Here is a 15,657-nt window from a genome sequence, read left to right on the forward strand (position 1 = left end):
CGCATGAACATCCTCATCCTCGGCGGCGGCGGGCGGGAACATGCGCTGGCCTGGGCCGTAAAGCAGAACCCGAAATGCGACCGCCTGATCGTGGCGCCCGGCAATGCCGGCATCGCCGCCATCGCCGATTGTGCCGACATCGACATCCTCTCCGGCCCGACCGTCGTCACCTTCGCCGAGGAGAACGCGGTCGACTTCGTCATCGTCGGGCCCGAGGCGCCCTTGGCCGCAGGCGTCGCCGATGCGCTGCGCGCGGCGGGCATCCTGACCTTCGGCCCGTCCGCCGCGGCGGCGCGGCTGGAGGCATCGAAGGCCTTCACCAAGGAGATCTGCGATGCCGCGGGCGCGCCCACGGCCGCCTACGCCCGCTTCACCGACAAGGCGGCAGCCACCGAATACATCCGGCGCATGGGCGCGCCCATCGTCGTCAAGGCGGACGGGCTGGCGGCGGGCAAGGGCGTGGTCGTCGCCATGACCCTGGACGAGGCGCTCGCCGCGCTGGACGACATGTTCGGCGGCAGCCTTGGCGCGGCCGGGGCCGAGGTGGTGATCGAGGAGTTCATGGAGGGCGAGGAGGCGTCGTTCTTCGTCCTCTGCGACGGGACCGACGTCCTGCCCGTGGGCACCGCGCAGGACCACAAGCGGGTGGGCGACGGCGACACCGGACCCAACACCGGCGGCATGGGGGCCTATTCCCCTGCCCCGGTCCTTTCCGACGCGATCGCGCGGCGCGCGCTCGACGAGATCGTGAAGCCGACCGTGGCCGAGATGGCCCGGCGCGGGACGCCGTTCCAGGGCGTGCTTTACGCCGGGCTGATGATCCGGGACGGGGCGCCGCGACTGGTCGAATACAACGTCCGCTTCGGCGACCCCGAATGCCAGGTGCTGATGATGCGGCTCGGGGCGCAGGCGCTCGACCTGATGCTCGCCTGCGCCGAGGGCCGGCTGGCTGCGGCATCGGTCAACTGGGCGGCGGACCACGCGCTGACGGTGGTGATGGCGGCCGATGGCTATCCGGGCAGCTACCGCAAGGGCAGCGCGATCCGGGGCCTCGACGCCCTGCCCGAGGACAGCTTCCGCATGGTCTTCCACGCCGGCACCGCCGAGCGGGAGGGGCACATCGTTGCCACCGGCGGGCGCGTCCTGAACGTCACCGCGCGCGGTCAGTCCCTGCGCGAGGCGCGCGACCGCGCCTATGCGATGGTCGACGCGATCGACTGGCCCGAGGGGTTCTGCCGCCGCGATATCGGCTGGCGCGCGCTGTAGAGCCACCGCGACGGCGCTTGCCCTTCGCTGGCCGTGGCCTTAGGCAAGGGGCATGAGACTCCTTTTTCTCGGCGATGTGATGGGGCGCGCGGGCCGCGCGGCGGTGACCGGGCGGCTGAAGGCGCTCAGGGCGGACTGGGGCCTCGACTTTGTCGTGGTCAACGGCGAAAACGCGACCTCGGGCGCCGGGCTTTCGCCCGAGCATGCGCGCATTTTGCTCGATGCCGGGGCCGATTGCCTGACGCTGGGCGATCACGCCTTCGACCAGAAGGGGATGCTGTCCTTCATCGAGAACGAGCCGCGCATCCTGCGCCCGCTCAACTATGCGCGGCTTGCACCGGGGAAGGGCGCGCGGATCTTCGCGGCGCCGGGCGGGCGCAAGGTGCTGGTCACGCAGGCGCTGGGCCGCGTCTTCATGAAACAGCCCTTCGACGATCCGTTCTCGGCCATCGACGCCACGCTGCGCGCCCATCCGCTGGGCGGGGCGGTACAGGCGGCGCTGGTCGATTTCCATGCCGAGGCGACGAGCGAGAAGATGGGGATGGGCCACTGGTGCGACGGGCGCGCCAGCCTTGTCGTCGGCACCCACACCCATGTGCCTACCGGGGACGCGCAAATTCTCATGGGCGGGACCGGCTATCTGAGCGATGCGGGCATGTGCGGCGACTACAATTCCATCATCGGGATGGAAAAGCTCGAACCCATGCGCCGCTTCGTCACCGGCATGGTCAAGGACCGCTTCACCCCCGCCGCCGGCGAGGCGACGCTGTCGGGCGTCTTCGTCGAGACCGACGACCGCACCGGACTTGCACAGAAAATCCGCATGATCCGCCTTGGCGGGCGTCTTGAGGCGGCCGCGCCGTGACCCCAGCGCCGCGTCGCGCTTGCATGGTCACGCCGTTTCTGTATGCCTCTGCCTCATCCGACCGGGAGGAATGATGCTCCACCTCGACCTGCCCCAGACCGCCGAGGCGATCATCGCGCTTGCCATCCTCGCCACCATGCTGGTGATGTTCGTGCGCGAAAGCTTCCCGGTCGAGGTGGTGGCGATCGGCGGGGCGGCGGTGATGCTGGTGCTGGGGATCCTGCCGCACGAGGCGGTGTCGGGCGTTCTGTCGAACAACGCGCCGTGGACGATCGCGGCCATGTTCATCATCGTCGGCGCGCTGGTGCGCACAGGCGCGCTTGAAACGCTGAGCACCGTGGCCACACAGAACGTGGAACGCCACCCGGTCCGCACGCTTGCGGGCGTCGGCCTATTGGCAACCGGGCTTTCGGCCTTTCTCAACAATACGCCCCTTGTCATCGTGATGATCCCTATCTTCATCACGCTGTCGAAGAAGCTTGCCGTCGCGCCCTCGAAGATGCTGATCCCGCTCAGCTACATGACGATCCTCGGCGGCACGCTGACGATGATCGGCACCTCGACCAACCTCGTCGTCGATGGCGTGGCGCGCGCCAGCGGGATCGAGCATTTCGGCATCTTCGAGATCACGCCGCTCGGGCTCTGCGTGGCGCTGGCCGGTCTGGCCTATCTCGCGCTGTTTTCGCGGCGCCTGCTGCCGACGCGCGATTCGATGTCGGCCCTTCTGGCCGACAAGTCGAAGATGAAGTTCTTCACCGAGGTCGCGGTACCGGAGGAGTCGGAACTTCTGGGCAAGGCGCTGGACGAGGTCGACATCTTCAAGCGCGGCAGCGTCCGGGTCGTCGACGTGTTGCGCGGCGATGCCTCGCTCCGGCGCGATCTGTCCGCCGTCCGGCTTCAGTCCGGGGACCGGGTCGTGCTGCGCACGCCGATGTCCGAGGTGCTGGGCCTGCAATCGAACAAGCAGGTCCGCATCGTCGACAAGCTGTCATCGGTGCAGACCGAGACGGTCGAGGTGCTGATCACCCAGGGTTGCCACATGGTCGGCCGCTCGCTTGGGTCGATGCGCCTGCGCCGTCGCTACGGCGTCTATCCACTGGCCGTGCACCGGCGGAACCAGAACATCGGCCGCCAGCTTGACGACCTGATCGTTCAGGTGGGTGACACCCTGCTTCTGGAAGGCGCGCCCGAGGACATCGGCCGGCTTGCCGCCGACATGGAACTGGTCGACGTCGGCCGCCCGACGCAGCGCGCCTATCGCCGCAAACACGCCCCCGTCGTGATCGGCGTTCTCGCCGGGATCGTCCTGCTGTCGGCCTTCGATCTCGCGCCGATCCAGCTTCTGGCCTTCGTCGGCGTCGCGGTCGTGCTCGTGACCGGCTGCATCGACGCGGAAGAGGCGTTCTCGGCAGTCGACGGGCGCCTGATGGGGCTGCTGTTCGGGATGCTGGGCGTGGGCGCGGGGCTTGAGAATTCAGGGGCCGTCGATCTGATCGTTGCCTGGGCGGCGCCGGCGCTGAAAGGGTTGCCGCCCTATGTGCTGGTCTTCCTCGTCTATGCCGGCACCTCGTTCCTGACCGAGATCGTTTCGAACAACGCGGTTGCGGTGATCGTCACCCCGGTCGTGATCGGGCTGGCGCAGACGATGGGCGTAGACCCGCGCCCGCTGATCGTTACGGTGATGATCGGCGCCTCCGCCTCCTTCGCGACCCCGATCGGGTATCAGACCAACACGCTCGTCTATGGTCCGGGCGGCTACCGGTTCACCGATTTCGTGCGCTTCGGGGTGCCGCTGAATGTCATCAGCGCCATCGTCTGCACCATTGTGGTGCCGCTGTTCTACGATTTCTGAGCCCGCTCAGAGCGGCCAGAAGACGAGGATGGCAGGAAGGCCGGTCGCAATGACCAGCACCTCGAGTGGAAGGCCCATCCGCCAGTAGTCGCCGAAGCGGTACTGGCCCGGCCCAAGGATCAGCATATTGTTCTTGTGCCCGATCGGCGTCAGGAAGGCGCAGGATGCGGCGACGGCCACGGCCATGAGGAACGGATCGGGCGAGGCGCCCAGCGCATCGGCCATGGCGATGCCCACCGGCGCCGCGACGATGGCGGTCGCGGTGTTGTTCAGCACATCCGAAAGCGTCATCGTGACGATCATGAGAAGCCCGACCGCGACCCATGCCGGGGCCCCAGCGCTGAGGTCGAGGAGCGCCGAGGCGATCAGCGTCGTGCCGCCCGAGGACTCGAGTGCCGCACCGAGCGGGATCATCGACCCAAGCAGGACGATCACCGGCCATTCGACATGGTCGTAGACCTCGGCCAGCGGAAGGATGCGATAGCCGACGTAGCCGGCGACGACGCACCCCAGGGCGACCGGCAGATCGACAAGCCCGATGCTGGCGGCGATCACCGCCAGAGCGAAGATCGCAATGGCGGCGAACGTGTGTTCGGGGCGGGTCGTCGTCCGGTTGCCTTCGGCCATCGGCAGGCATCCAAGCCAGTCCAGCACCTGCCCTGCCCGGTCCGCCGGAGCGAGCAGCAGCAACACGTCGCCGGCCCGGACGGCCGCCTTCCGAAGCGGGCCCGTGACCGCGCGCCCCTGCCGCGACAGGCCCATGAGCGCCGTGCCGTGGCGCCAGATCAGGCCGACCGACTCCGCGCTTTTGCCGGCGATCCGGGCGCCGGCGGGGACGGCGGCCTGCACCAGCACAAGACCCGCGCGTTCCGCCTCTAGGTAATGCTTGCGCCGGCTGTCCGCGAAGTCGAGTTTCAGGCCGGCGCGCAGGCTGTCCAGCGCCTCCGACCCCGCCTCAAGGCGCAGGACATCCCCCGCACGAAGCTGGAAATCTGCCGGCGTCGCGGTGCGCGCGCGGCCGTCGCGGACGATGGCCACAAGCGTCGCGCCGACGCGGTCGGCCTCGTCCTGCAATCGTGACAGCGGTTGACCGGCAATGGATGCCGCTTCGGAGACCACCAGTTCTGCGACGAAGGCGGCGACGTCGGGGCGGGCGTCGCGCTCCTCCCTCAGGGGGATGAGCCGCCAGCCGACAAGCGCGACGAACATCACGCCCGCCAGAGCGACGATGCCCCCGACCGGGGCGAAATCGAACATCGCGAATGGTGCGCCCAGCGCATCACCGCGGATCGTGGCGACGATGATGTTGGGCGGCGTGCCGATCAGCGTGATCATGCCGCCCAGGATGGTCGCGAAGGACAGCGGCATCAGCGTCCGCCCAGGCGCGCGACCCTCCTGCCGCGCGGTCGAGACGTCCACCGGCATCAGGATCGCGAGTGCGGCGACATTGTTCATGAACGCCGACATGAGCCCGCCGATCGCACCCATCATGGCGACATGCGCGCCCAGGGCGCGCCCCGGCCGAATGAACCGGCGGGTCAGCATCAGCACGGCCCCCGCCCGTGTCAGCCCGGCCGAAACCACAAGCACGAGGGCGACCACCAGCGTCGCCGGGTGGCCGAACCCGTCGAAGGCGGTTGCGGCGGGCACCACGCCCAGAAGCACGGCCGCCAAGAGGGCGGCAAAGGCCACCGCATCGTATCGCCAGCGACCGGAGATCAGCGCCGCGAACACCAGCGCGAACAGGGAAAACAGGATGATCTGCTCTCGCGTCATGGCGACGGCCTCCTTCACCCATTGAAACCGCCCGCATTGGCGCCGGCAACCCCGCTTTGCCCCTGCCCCGCGATATGTCGCGCCGGGGTTGCGGCCCCCCCGGCGCGTGACATATAGAGGCGCCTGCGAAATTCCGACGGAGAAGGTCATGGCCGGCCATTCAAAATGGGCCAACATCCAGCACCGCAAGGGGCGGCAGGATGCGGCGCGCTCGAAGCTGTTCTCGAAACTGGCGAAGGAAATCACCGTCGCCGCGAAGATGGGCGACCCGGACCCGGACAAGAACCCGCGCCTGCGCCTGGCGGTCAAGGCGGCCAAGGCGGTGTCCTGCCCGAAGGACGTGATCGAGCGCGCGATCAAGAAATCGCTCGGCGGCGACGCCGAGGACTATACCGAGATCCGCTATGAGGGCTACGGGATCAACGGCATCGCCATCATCGTCGAGGCGATGACCGACAACCTCAACCGCACCGCGTCGAACGTGCGCAGCTATTTCACCAAATGCGGCGGCAACCTTGGCCAGACCGGGTCCGTCAGCCACAGCTTCGACCGGGTGGGCGAAATCTCCTACCCCGTCTCGGCGGGCGATGCCGACACGGTGATGATGGCGGCCCTCGAGGCGGGCGCGGACGACGTCGAATCCGACGAGGACGGCCACTGGATCTACTGCAAGGTCGAGGACCTGTCCGAGGTCTCCGACAAGCTTGAGAAGATCCTCGGCGAATCGACCGAATCCAAGCTGATCTGGAAGCCCCAAAGCCGGACCGAGGTCGATCTGGAGACCGCCAACAAGCTCATGCGGCTTGTCGACATGCTGGAAGAGGACGACGACGTCCAGACGGTGACGCACAACTTCGACATGTCCGAAGAGGTGGCGGCGCAACTCGCCTGAGGCTGGAAACCACTACCGGGCCCGCACGCCGCCGGATCAGCCCACAGGCAACAGAGAAGCTGCGGCAGCCCTGCGGACCGCCTGTGTAAGGGGTTTGAGGGCTGCGGCCATGATGCGCCCGACCTGCCAGTAAAGCGGAACGTCGAGCGGCCGGTCGGGGCGCAGCGAGACGAGCCGTCCCGCCTGGATAGGATCGTGCACCAGCGCTTCGGGGAATACGCCCCAGCCTAGCCCGAGCAGGGCCGCATCGACGAAGCCCTGGCTTGACGGAAGATAGTGCGTCGGCAGGACGACAGGCCGCCCGGCCAGATCCTGCGCCCAGATCGACTGAAGCCGGTCCTTCTGGTTGAAGGTCAGGGCGGGGGCGCTTGCCAGTGCCTCGGCTGTCGGCGGCCCGCCCGGGAACCACTTGCGGACATAGGCCGGGCTGGCGGCCGCGAGGAACCGCTGGCGCCCCAGCGGATAGACGTTGCACCCCGGCACAGGTTTCGCCTGACCGGTGACCGCGCCCTGCACCTCGCCCCGGCTCAGCCAGTCGGTGGAGTGTTCCTGATCGTCGACGACGATGTCGAAAAGGGAACCGGGCATGCTGCACAGCGCGGGCAGGAACCAGGTCGCCAGGCTGTCGGCATTGACGGCGATGCGCAACGTCGGCGGGGCGTCCGGGGCGAAGCCTGCCACATCCTCGGCAAGCGCCTGCTCCAGCAGGCTCAGATCTTCGGCATGCCGCGCCAGCCTTGCGCCAAGCGGCGTGGCCACGCAAGGCACGCCCCGCAGCACAAGGGGTGCGCCCATGCGATCCTCCAGCGCCTTGATGCGCTGTGAAACGGCCGAGGGTGTCACGCCGATCACCGCTGCCGCAGCCTCGAAGCTTCCGTGCCGCAAGATCGTGGCAAGCGTCCGGAGTTGGACGGGATCGATCATTAGAAAAACTTAATCTCCATCAGAATGATGATTTAGACTAAATCACCTTTGCCAGGTATTGCGAAGGAAAATCGGAGAAAATACATGCAATTCGCCTATCTTTCCGGATTCCAGCTTGGTCTTGGCCTGATCGTCGCGATCGGGGCGCAGAACGCCTTTGTCTTGCGGCAGGGCTTGCGGGGCGAGCATGTCTTTGCCGTGGCGCTGTTCTGCGCGCTGTCCGATGCGATCCTGATCGCGCTCGGCGTCTCTGGCTTTGCGGTCGCAAGCCGCGCCCTGCCCTGGCTTGGCCCGGTCCTGCTCTGGGGGGGCGTCGCGTTTCTGGCGGCCTATGGCGCGCGCGCGGCCTGGCAGGCCCTGCGCGGGGGCGGCGCGCTCCGGGCCAGCGGCGACGCGGGCACGGCGCTTCTTCCCACCCTTCTCGCCATCGCCGGCATGACCTGGCTGAACCCGCATGTCTGGCTCGACACTGTGGTTTTCCTCGGCTCGATCTCGGCGCAGTACCCCGACCGGCAGACCGCCTTCGGCCTCGGCGCAGCCACGGCGTCCTTCGCCTTCTTCTTCGCGCTCGCCTATGGCGCGCGTCTGCTGCAGCCGGTCTTCGCCCGCCCCGGCGCCTGGCGCGTGCTCGACATGGCCATCGCCGTGGTCATGTGGTCGATTGCCTGGAGCCTCGCCGCGGGGTGACTTGCGGAGGGCGGCCTTTTGCGGTCATGTCGGCGCATGTCTGTCCCGGATGCCAACCGCCCGCTTCAGGGCATCAGCTGGATGCTCGTCTCGGGGCTGAGTTTCGTGGCCGTGAACGCGACCGTCCGGCATCTGGGCACCGCCCTTCCGGCCGCCGAAAGCGCCTTCATCCGCTTTGCGTTCGGCCTTCTGTTTCTGGCGCCGTCGCTTCTCGGGGCGCTGCGCGCGGGCCTTCCGCGCGCCGCCCTGCTGCTGGTCGCCGGACGCGGCGCGCTGCACACGCTGGCGGTGATGCTCTGGTTCTTTGCCATGGCGCGCATCCCGCTGGCCGAGGTGACCGCGATCGGCTACCTGAACCCGATCGTGGTCACGGTGGGCGCGGCGCTGTTCCTGGGCGAGCGGATTCACCTGCGCCGGATCAGCGCGATCGCGGTGGCGCTTGTCGGCGCCCTCGTCGTGCTCCGGCCCGGCCTGCGGGAGATCGCGCCCGGCCACGTCGCCCAGCTTGGCGCGGCGGTCTTCTTCGGCCTGTCCTACCTGATCGCGAAGCGGCTGTCGGCGATGGTGCCGGCGGCGGCGCTTGTCGCCTTCCTGTCGCTGACGGTAACGGTGGGCCTGGCCCCATTCGCCGCCGCCGTCTGGATTCCGCCGACGGCCGCGCAGACGTTCTGGCTGAGCATTGTCGCGGTCTTCGCGACCTTCGGGCACTACGCCATGGCGCGGGCCTTCGCGGCCGCGCCCCTGACCGTGACACAGCCGGTCACCTTCCTGCAACTGGTCTGGGCCACGCTTCTCGGGGCGCTCGCGTTCGGCGAAGGGGTGGACCCGTTCGTTCTTGCCGGGGGCGGCATGATCATCGGCGCCATCAGCTACATGACCTTCCGCGAGGCGCGTCTGCGCCGCCGCGTGACGCCCCCCGCCCCCGAGGAGGCGCGACCCTAGCCCGAGGTTTCAGCCGCGCGGGTCGAGCAGGCGGGCGATGACCGTCCGCCGCGACACCTGCCCAACGACCCGGCCATGCTCCACGACCTCAAGCGCGCGCGTCTCGTCCCGGAGGCGCGCCATGACGTCCTTGATCGGCGTGTCGATGTCGGTCTGGCCATCGGTCGGCGTGGCGTTCGGCGTCGGCTCGATCGCGTCGCGCGCGGTCAGGACCGACAGCGGGTTCATGTGGTTGACGAAGTCCGCGACATAGTCCGACACCGGGTTCGCGATGATCTCGCGCGCGGTGCCGCACTGGACGATCCGCCCGCCCTCCATCAGCGCAATCCGGTTGCCGATCTTGAAGGCCTCGTCCAGATCGTGGCTGACGAAGATGATGGTGCGGTGCAGCTTTTCCTGAAGCTCCAGCAACTCGTCCTGAAGCCGGGTGCGGATCAGCGGGTCGAGCGCCGAGAAGGGTTCGTCCATCAGAAGGATCGGCGCCTCGGTGACGAAGGCGCGGGCCAGGCCCACGCGCTGCTGCATGCCGCCCGAGAGTTCGCCCACTTTGGCGTCCGCCCGTTCGGAAAGCCCCACGAGCGCAAGTTGCGCATCGACCTTGTCGCGCATCTCGGCCGGATTCATCCCGGCCAGTTCAAGCCCGAGGCCCACGTTTTCCCGCACGGTGCGCCAGGGCAGAAGGCCGAACTGCTGGAAAACCATCGCCACGATCTCGCGCCGGACGCGGAGGAGGTCGACGGAATTGGCCGCGCCGACCTCGCAGTTCCAGCCCCGGTCATGGACGGTGACGGCGCCGCGACAGACCGGGTTCAGGCCGTTGACCGCGCGCAGAAGGGTGGACTTGCCCGATCCGGACAGGCCCATCAGGACAAGGATTTCCCCCCGCGCCACGGTCAGCGAGCAATCATGTACGCCGAGGATCTGGCCGGTTGCCTTCTGGATTTCCGACCGGCTCAGCCCCTGGTCCATCAGCGGCAGGGCGCGTTCGGGATGGTCGCCGAAGACGATGTTGACCTTGTCGAACTCGACGGCGATCTCGGGCGCGGTGATCTCGGAGGCGGCGTTCATTTGGCGTCTCCCTTGCGGAGCATGCGGTCAAGGACGATGGCGATGACCACGATCACGAAGCCCGACTCGAACCCGAGCGCGGTGTTGACGGAGTTGAGCGCGCGCACCACCGGCACGCCAAGGCCGTCGGCCCCGACCAGCGCCGCGATGACCACCATCGACAGCGACAGCATGATGGTCTGGTTGAGACCGGCCATGATCTGCGGCAGCGCATAGGGCAGTTCGGCCTTGAACAGCACTTGCCGCTTGGTGGCGCCGAAGGCCGTCAGCGCCTCGGTCAGCGCCTTCGGGGTATTGGAAACGCCCAGATGCGTCAGGCGGATCGGCGCGGGTACAACGAAGATCACCGTTGCGATCAGGCCCGGCACCATGCCGAGGCCGAAGAACACGATCGCCGGGATCAGGTAGACGAAGGTCGGCAGCGTCTGCATCAGGTCCAGAACCGGCTGCATGCCCGCGTATAGGCGCGGACGGTGGGCTGCGGCGATGCCGATGGGCACGCCAAGCCCCATGCAGACCACGCAGGACGACAGGATCAGCGTCAGGCTTTCCATCGTCTCGTCCCAGTAGCCCTGATCGAGGATGAACAGGAAGCCGAGACCGACAAGGACGCAGATCTTCCAGTTGCGCTGGAGATACCAGGTCAGCGCGACGGCCAGCGCGATCAGGACCAGCGGATGAGGCGCCTCGAGCACCCAGAGGATGCCCGCAATCAGGCCCTCCATCACGTCGGAGACCCCGTCGAACAGCCATTTGAGGTTGGCCTTCATCCAGTCGAAGATCGCCTTCGACAGCTTTCCGACGGGTATCTTCTCGTCAGTGACGAGACCCAGCCAGATCTGTGTCAGCCAGTCCATCCTGTCCCCCGCGTTGCGCGCTTGTGTGTGTAAAGTTGCGGCAACGGGTTTCGTTGCCGCAATCAGTTGGTCCGGGCGTCAGCCCCGACAGGGAGTTACTGAAGCGCCGCCGTGACCGCGGCCATGGCGTCGCCGCCGTCCTTCGTCGTCACGCCGTCGAGCCAGGGGCCGAGCACGTCCTGATGCGCAGCAAGCCACGCCTTGGCGGCATCCATGGGATCTTCGCCGTCGTTCAGGATGGCGCCCATGATCTCGTTTTCCATGGCCAGCGAGAATTCGAGGTTCTGCAGGAGCTTGCCCGTGTTCGGGCATTCGGCGACGTAGCCCGCCCGCACGTTGGTCGCCACCTCGGCCCCGCCGAAGTTCGGGCCGAACCAGTCGTCGCCGCCCGAAAGGTAGGTCATCGTGTAGTTGGCGTTCATCGGGTGCGGTTCCCAGCCGAGGAAGATGATCGGCTTGCCGTCCGCGTTGTGCTTCTCGACCTCGGCGAGCATCCCCTGCTCCGAGCTTTCGACGACATCGAACCCTTCGAGGCCGAAGGCGTTTGCGGCGATCATGTCGAGGATCAGGCGGTTGCCGTCGTTGCCGGGCTCGATCCCGTAGATCTGGCCTTCGAGCGCGTCCTTGTTGGCGGCGATGTCGGCGAAATCGGCGATGCCGAGCGCGGCACCGGCCTCGTTCGTGGCCAGCGTGTACTTGGCGCCGACAAGGTTCACGCGCACCGTCTCGACCGTGCCTGCATCGCGATAGGGCGCGATGTCGGCCTCCATCGTCGGCATCCAGTTGCCCAGGAAGACGTCGATGTCGCCTTCGGCAAGGCCGGTATAGGTCACCGGAACGGAAAGAACCTTGATGTCGGTCTCGTAGCCGAGCGCATTGAGGATCGTCGAGGTCACCGCGGTCGTGGCGGTTATGTCGGTCCAGCCGACGTCTGAGAAGATCACCTTGTCGCAGCCCTCGGCCAGGGCCGGGGCGGCGGCGAGGAAGACCGCGCCTGCAATAAGGGTCGAACGAAGGGTCATCTGGCACTCCCTGTTTTCTTGATTGGCGCGTCAATTAACCGCACCTTAGGCGAGTCTGGCAAGCGGAATCTTTCGTTTCCCGCTGCATCCCGCCCGCAAAGCCTAAGCGATCATGGCGCGTGAGGCAAAGCCGCAGTGATGCGCGATTTTTCTTGATTGACGAGTCAACAAACGGTCTTGTAGCGCTATCGGGAGCAAGGGAGAGCGGTATGCCCAAGATCGGGATGGAACCGATTCGCAAGGAGGCACTGGTCCGGGCGACGATCGTCGAGATCGGCCGGACCGGGTCGCTTGACGTGACGGTCAGCCAGATCGCCAAGCGGGCGGGCATGTCCTCGGCGCTGGCGCACCACTACTTCGGATCGAAGGAGCAGATCTTCTTGGCCGCCATGCGCCACGTCCTGACGCTTTACGGCGCCGAGGTTCGCGGCGCGCTGACGGCCGCCGAAGGGCCGAAGGCTCGGATCGCGGGCATCATCCGCGCCAGTTTCTCCACCACCAATTTCCGGCGCGAGGTCATCGGGGCCTGGCTCAACTTCTACGTCCTTGCGCAGACGATCCCCGAGGCCAAGCGGCTGCTGTCGGTCTATCACCGCCGGCTGCATTCCAACCTCTGCCACGAATTGCGCCCGCTGATCGGCCCGCGAGCGGACGCTGTCGCGCGCCACGTCGGCGCGCTGATCGACGGGGTCTACCTGCGCGAGGCGCTGCGGTCGACCTCGCCCGACGCGACTGCGGCGGCCGAAGAAGTCCTGTCCTACATCAAGCTGGAGCTTCGGGGCTGAATGACATGACCGCGCCAGCCCAGCCCCTTCCCCGGATTCCCTCGCCCGCAGAACTGGCAGAGGCCTTCGCCGCGACAGGTCGAGTCACGGTGCGGACGCCGCTCATTTCCTCGCCCGCGCTGGCCGAGGCGGCGGGTGCGACCCGCGCCTTCGTCAAGGCCGAATGCCTGCAGACCGCGGGATCCTTCAAGATCCGCGGCGCGACCTGGCGCCTGACGCGGCTGTCGCCGGAGGAGCGGCGGGCCGGTGTCGTCGCCTATTCCTCGGGCAATTTCGCGCAAGGTCTGGCTGCGGCGGGCCGGGCAGAGGGCGTGCCGGTGACCATCGTCATGCCCGTCGACGCGCCCGACGCAAAGCGCCGCGCGACCGAGGCCATGGGTGCCCGCGTTGTCCTGTCCCATCACGGCGACCGCCCGCGGGAAGAGGCGGCATCTGCCCTTGCGCGCGAGATCGCGTCGGCCGAGGGACTGGTCCTGCTGCACCCGTTCGACGATCCGGCGATCGTCGCGGGCCAGGCCGGGGCGGCGCTCGAAGCCCTTGAACAGCTTGCGGAACTGGGCGCGCGCGCCGATGTGGTCGCCTGCCCGGTCGGCGGCGGTGGCCTGATCGGCGGGGTGTCGCTCGCCTTTCGCGCGGCCGACCCCGACGTTCGCCTGATCGCTGTCGAACCCGCGGGATACGACGCGATGGGGCAATCTCTGGCCGCGGGGGCGCGGCGGCGCGTCGCCTCGGGCACGGCCACGATCTGCGATGCGCTGCAGGCGACCGAACCCGGCGCCGCGCCCTTTGCGGCGGCCCGTCATGCCGGCGTGACCGGCCTTGCGGTCGGCGACGACGAGGTGCGCTGCGCCATGCTTTTTGCCTTCGAGCGGCTGAAGATCGTGGTCGAACCTTCGGGCGCGGTGGCGCTTGCGGCGGCGCTGGCGGGCCGTCTGCCCGTCGCCGGAAAGAACCTGCTGGTCTTCGCGACCGGCGGCAACGTGGCCTTCGAGGGCTTTGCCGCCCTGGTCGGCGAGAAAGGCTAGGAACGGAACGATGGAAGCGGATTATGTGATCGTGGGCGCGGGGTCGGCCGGCTGTGCCATGGCCTACAGGCTGAGCGAGGCGGGACGATCCGTGATCGTGATCGAACACGGCGGGTCGGACGCCGGCCCCTTCATCCAGATGCCGGGCGCGCTGTCCTATCCGATGAACATGCCGATGTACGACTGGGGCTTCCGCACCGAGCCGGAGCCGCACCTGGGCAACCGGACGCTGGCCACGCCGCGCGGCAAGGTGATCGGGGGCTCGTCCTCGATCAACGGCATGGTCTTCGTGCGCGGTCATGCGCGCGACTTCGACCACTGGGCCGAAAGCGGCGCGGCGGGCTGGTCCTATGCCGATGTGCTGCCCTACTTCCGGCGGATGGAGACCTGGCACGGCGGCAACGGCGAGCCGGGCGAGTTCCGCGGCACCTCCGGCCCGCTGCATGTGACCCGCGGGCCGCGCACCAACCCGCTTTTCCATGCCTTCGTGGAAGCGGGCCGTCAGGCCGGCTACGAGGTGACGTCGGACTACAACGGGCAGAAGCAGGAAGGCTTCGGCGCGATGGAGGCGACGATCTTCAAGGGCCGTCGCTGGTCGGCGGCCAACGCCTATCTGAAACCCGCACTGAAGCGGCCGAACTGCACGCTGGTGCGGGCCTTCGCCCGGCGCGTGGTGATCGAGGGCGGCCGTGCCACCGGGGTCGAGGTCGAGCGCGGCGGGGCGGTCGAGGTGATCCGGGCGCGGGCCGAGGTGGTGCTGGCCGCCTCCTCGATCAACACGCCGAAGATCCTGATGCTCTCGGGGATCGGCGCGGCGTCCCATCTGGCCGAACACGGGATCGCCGTGGTGGCGGACCGGCCCGGCGTCGGCGCGAACCTGCAGGATCACCTTGAAATCTACATGCAGTTCGCCTCGCGACAGCCGATCACGCTTTACAAATACTGGAACCTGTTCGGCAAGGCATGGGTCGGCGCGCACTGGCTGCTGACCGGGGGCGGCATCGGCGCGTCGAACCAGTTCGAAAGCTGTGCCTTCATCCGCTCAGACAAGGGCGTCGACTATCCCGACATCCAGTATCACTTCCTGCCCATCGCGGTGCGCTATGACGGCAAGGCGGCGGCCGAGGGGCACGGGTTCCAGGCCCATGTCGGGCCGATGCGTTCGAAGTCGCGGGGCGCGATCACGCTGAAGTCCGCCGACCCGAAGGCCGCGCCGCGGATCTTCTTCAACTACATGTCGCATCCCGACGACTGGAGCGAATTCCGCAAATGTGTGCGGCTGACCCGCGAAATCTTCGCGCAGGAGGCCTTTGCGCCCTTCGTCCGGCACGAGATCCAGCCCGGCGCCGCGGTCGCGAGCGACGCGGAGATCGACGCCTTCATCCGCGAGCACGCCGAAAGCGCCTATCACCCCTGCGGCACCGCGCGGATGGGCAGGCGCGACGACCCGATGGCGGTGGTCGACCCGGAATGCCGCGTGATCGGGGTGGAGGGGCTGCGCGTTGCCGACAGCTCGATCTTCCCGCGGATCACCAACGGCAACCTCAACGCCCCCTCGATCATGGTGGGCGAAAAAGCGTCGGACCACATCCTCGGCAAGGGCACGCTGTCGCCGGCGAACTCGGAACCTTGGACCAGCCCACACTGGCGCACGGCGCAGAGGTAGCGTCAGCGCCGGGGCCGAAGCGTCGTATTT

The 15,657-nt window shown here is 67.8% G+C and carries 14 protein-coding genes; 9 read left to right on the forward strand and 5 right to left on the reverse strand.

Translation table 11 applies throughout. The annotated features are described in order from the left end of the window. Positions 1 to 3 precede the first annotated feature (3 nt). The 3 genes from purD (at position 4) to N5I32_RS09630 (ending at position 3,983) form a co-directional block, all read left to right on the forward strand. Positions 4 to 1,266, forward strand: coding sequence for a phosphoribosylamine--glycine ligase (gene purD, locus N5I32_RS09620; protein WP_261495242.1), 1,263 nt, complete (start codon positions 4 to 6; stop codon positions 1,264 to 1,266). A gap of 52 nt (positions 1,267 to 1,318) precedes the next feature. Beyond that, positions 1,319 to 2,131: a TIGR00282 family metallophosphoesterase gene (locus N5I32_RS09625; RefSeq protein WP_261495244.1), complete on the forward strand. Its 813-nt coding sequence runs from the start codon at positions 1,319 to 1,321 to the stop codon at positions 2,129 to 2,131. Positions 2,132 to 2,204: 73 nt separating this feature from the next. Beyond that, positions 2,205 to 3,983 (forward strand): SLC13 family permease, encoded by a 1,779-nt coding sequence (locus tag N5I32_RS09630; protein WP_261495245.1) that lies wholly within the window; start codon positions 2,205 to 2,207, stop codon positions 3,981 to 3,983. Between the two features lie 6 nt (positions 3,984 to 3,989). On the opposite strand, the gene N5I32_RS09635 is transcribed toward N5I32_RS09630, so the two are convergent. Further along, positions 3,990 to 5,759 (reverse strand): SLC13 family permease, encoded by a 1,770-nt coding sequence (locus tag N5I32_RS09635; protein WP_261495247.1) that lies wholly within the window; start codon positions 5,757 to 5,759, stop codon positions 3,990 to 3,992. A gap of 148 nt (positions 5,760 to 5,907) precedes the next feature. On the opposite strand from N5I32_RS09635, the gene N5I32_RS09640 reads away from it, so the two are divergent. Further along, a complete protein-coding gene (locus tag N5I32_RS09640) occupies positions 5,908 to 6,651 on the forward strand; it encodes a YebC/PmpR family DNA-binding transcriptional regulator (RefSeq protein ID WP_261495249.1) in 744 nt (247 codons plus the stop codon). A 36-nt stretch (positions 6,652 to 6,687) separates the two neighbouring features. Here the strand turns inward: N5I32_RS09640 and N5I32_RS09645 are convergent, their stop codons facing one another. After that, positions 6,688 to 7,575 (reverse strand): LysR family transcriptional regulator ArgP, encoded by an 888-nt coding sequence (locus tag N5I32_RS09645; protein WP_261495251.1) that lies wholly within the window; start codon positions 7,573 to 7,575, stop codon positions 6,688 to 6,690. A gap of 84 nt (positions 7,576 to 7,659) precedes the next feature. On the opposite strand from N5I32_RS09645, the gene N5I32_RS09650 reads away from it, so the two are divergent. Together N5I32_RS09650 and N5I32_RS09655 are read left to right on the forward strand one after the other, a co-directional pair. Continuing rightward, positions 7,660 to 8,262 carry a LysE/ArgO family amino acid transporter gene (locus N5I32_RS09650; protein WP_261495253.1) on the forward strand — a complete coding sequence of 201 codons (603 nt, stop codon included), beginning with the start codon at positions 7,660 to 7,662 and terminating at the stop codon, positions 8,260 to 8,262. Positions 8,263 to 8,298: 36 nt separating this feature from the next. Further along, positions 8,299 to 9,204 (forward strand): DMT family transporter, encoded by a 906-nt coding sequence (locus N5I32_RS09655; RefSeq protein ID WP_261495260.1) that lies wholly within the window; start codon positions 8,299 to 8,301, stop codon positions 9,202 to 9,204. Between the two features lie 9 nt (positions 9,205 to 9,213). Here N5I32_RS09655 and choV read toward each other — a convergent pair whose 3' ends face one another. From choV to choX, 3 genes are all read right to left on the reverse strand, one after another. Continuing rightward, positions 9,214 to 10,272, reverse strand: a complete 1,059-nt coding sequence (choV, locus tag N5I32_RS09660) for a choline ABC transporter ATP-binding protein (protein ID WP_261495262.1) — start codon at positions 10,270 to 10,272, stop codon at positions 9,214 to 9,216. Next, positions 10,269 to 11,129, reverse strand: coding sequence for a choline ABC transporter permease subunit (gene choW, locus N5I32_RS09665; protein ID WP_261495264.1), 861 nt, complete (start codon positions 11,127 to 11,129; stop codon positions 10,269 to 10,271). The genes choV and choW overlap by 4 nt, the downstream gene beginning before the upstream one ends. 95 nt (positions 11,130 to 11,224) lie before the next feature. Further along, positions 11,225 to 12,151 (reverse strand): choline ABC transporter substrate-binding protein, encoded by a 927-nt coding sequence (choX, locus tag N5I32_RS09670; protein WP_261495266.1) that lies wholly within the window; start codon positions 12,149 to 12,151, stop codon positions 11,225 to 11,227. Between the two features lie 209 nt (positions 12,152 to 12,360). On the opposite strand from choX, the gene betI reads away from it, so the two are divergent. From betI to betA, 3 genes are read left to right on the forward strand one after another with little or no spacing between them, the layout of a single operon-like run. Beyond that, on the forward strand, positions 12,361 to 12,936 hold the full coding sequence (gene betI / locus N5I32_RS09675) for a choline-binding transcriptional repressor BetI (RefSeq protein ID WP_261495268.1): 576 nt from the start codon (positions 12,361 to 12,363) through the stop codon (positions 12,934 to 12,936). A gap of 5 nt (positions 12,937 to 12,941) precedes the next feature. Continuing rightward, on the forward strand, positions 12,942 to 13,961 hold the full coding sequence (locus N5I32_RS09680) for a pyridoxal-phosphate dependent enzyme (RefSeq protein WP_261495270.1): 1,020 nt from the start codon (positions 12,942 to 12,944) through the stop codon (positions 13,959 to 13,961). Positions 13,962 to 13,971: 10 nt separating this feature from the next. Beyond that, the gene (betA, locus tag N5I32_RS09685; protein WP_261495271.1) at positions 13,972 to 15,627 is read left to right on the forward strand and encodes a choline dehydrogenase; all 1,656 of its coding nucleotides are present in this window, start codon (positions 13,972 to 13,974) and stop codon (positions 15,625 to 15,627) included. Positions 15,628 to 15,657 lie beyond the last annotated feature (30 nt).

It is taken from the genome of Albidovulum sediminis (assembly GCF_025380365.1).
GTDB lineage: Bacteria > Pseudomonadota > Alphaproteobacteria > Rhodobacterales > Rhodobacteraceae > Albidovulum > Albidovulum sediminis.

What these genes read in the sequence shown, in the direction of transcription:
- purD (WP_261495242.1), top strand. Translation starts at nt 4, where the DNA reads ATGAACATCCTCATCCTCGGCGGCGGCGGGCGGGAACATGCGCTGGCC.
- N5I32_RS09625 (WP_261495244.1), top strand. Translation starts at nt 1,319, where the DNA reads ATGAGACTCCTTTTTCTCGGCGATGTGATGGGGCGCGCGGGCCGCGCG.
- N5I32_RS09630 (WP_261495245.1), top strand. Translation starts at nt 2,205, where the DNA reads ATGCTCCACCTCGACCTGCCCCAGACCGCCGAGGCGATCATCGCGCTT.
- N5I32_RS09635 (WP_261495247.1), bottom strand. Translation starts at nt 5,759, where the DNA reads ATGACGCGAGAGCAGATCATCCTGTTTTCCCTGTTCGCGCTGGTGTTC.
- N5I32_RS09640 (WP_261495249.1), top strand. Translation starts at nt 5,908, where the DNA reads ATGGCCGGCCATTCAAAATGGGCCAACATCCAGCACCGCAAGGGGCGG.
- N5I32_RS09645 (WP_261495251.1), bottom strand. Translation starts at nt 7,575, where the DNA reads ATGATCGATCCCGTCCAACTCCGGACGCTTGCCACGATCTTGCGGCAC.
- N5I32_RS09650 (WP_261495253.1), top strand. Translation starts at nt 7,660, where the DNA reads ATGCAATTCGCCTATCTTTCCGGATTCCAGCTTGGTCTTGGCCTGATC.
- N5I32_RS09655 (WP_261495260.1), top strand. Translation starts at nt 8,299, where the DNA reads ATGTCTGTCCCGGATGCCAACCGCCCGCTTCAGGGCATCAGCTGGATG.
- choV (WP_261495262.1), bottom strand. Translation starts at nt 10,272, where the DNA reads ATGAACGCCGCCTCCGAGATCACCGCGCCCGAGATCGCCGTCGAGTTC.
- choW (WP_261495264.1), bottom strand. Translation starts at nt 11,129, where the DNA reads ATGGACTGGCTGACACAGATCTGGCTGGGTCTCGTCACTGACGAGAAG.
- choX (WP_261495266.1), bottom strand. Translation starts at nt 12,151, where the DNA reads ATGACCCTTCGTTCGACCCTTATTGCAGGCGCGGTCTTCCTCGCCGCC.
- betI (WP_261495268.1), top strand. Translation starts at nt 12,361, where the DNA reads ATGCCCAAGATCGGGATGGAACCGATTCGCAAGGAGGCACTGGTCCGG.
- N5I32_RS09680 (WP_261495270.1), top strand. Translation starts at nt 12,942, where the DNA reads ATGACCGCGCCAGCCCAGCCCCTTCCCCGGATTCCCTCGCCCGCAGAA.
- betA (WP_261495271.1), top strand. Translation starts at nt 13,972, where the DNA reads ATGGAAGCGGATTATGTGATCGTGGGCGCGGGGTCGGCCGGCTGTGCC.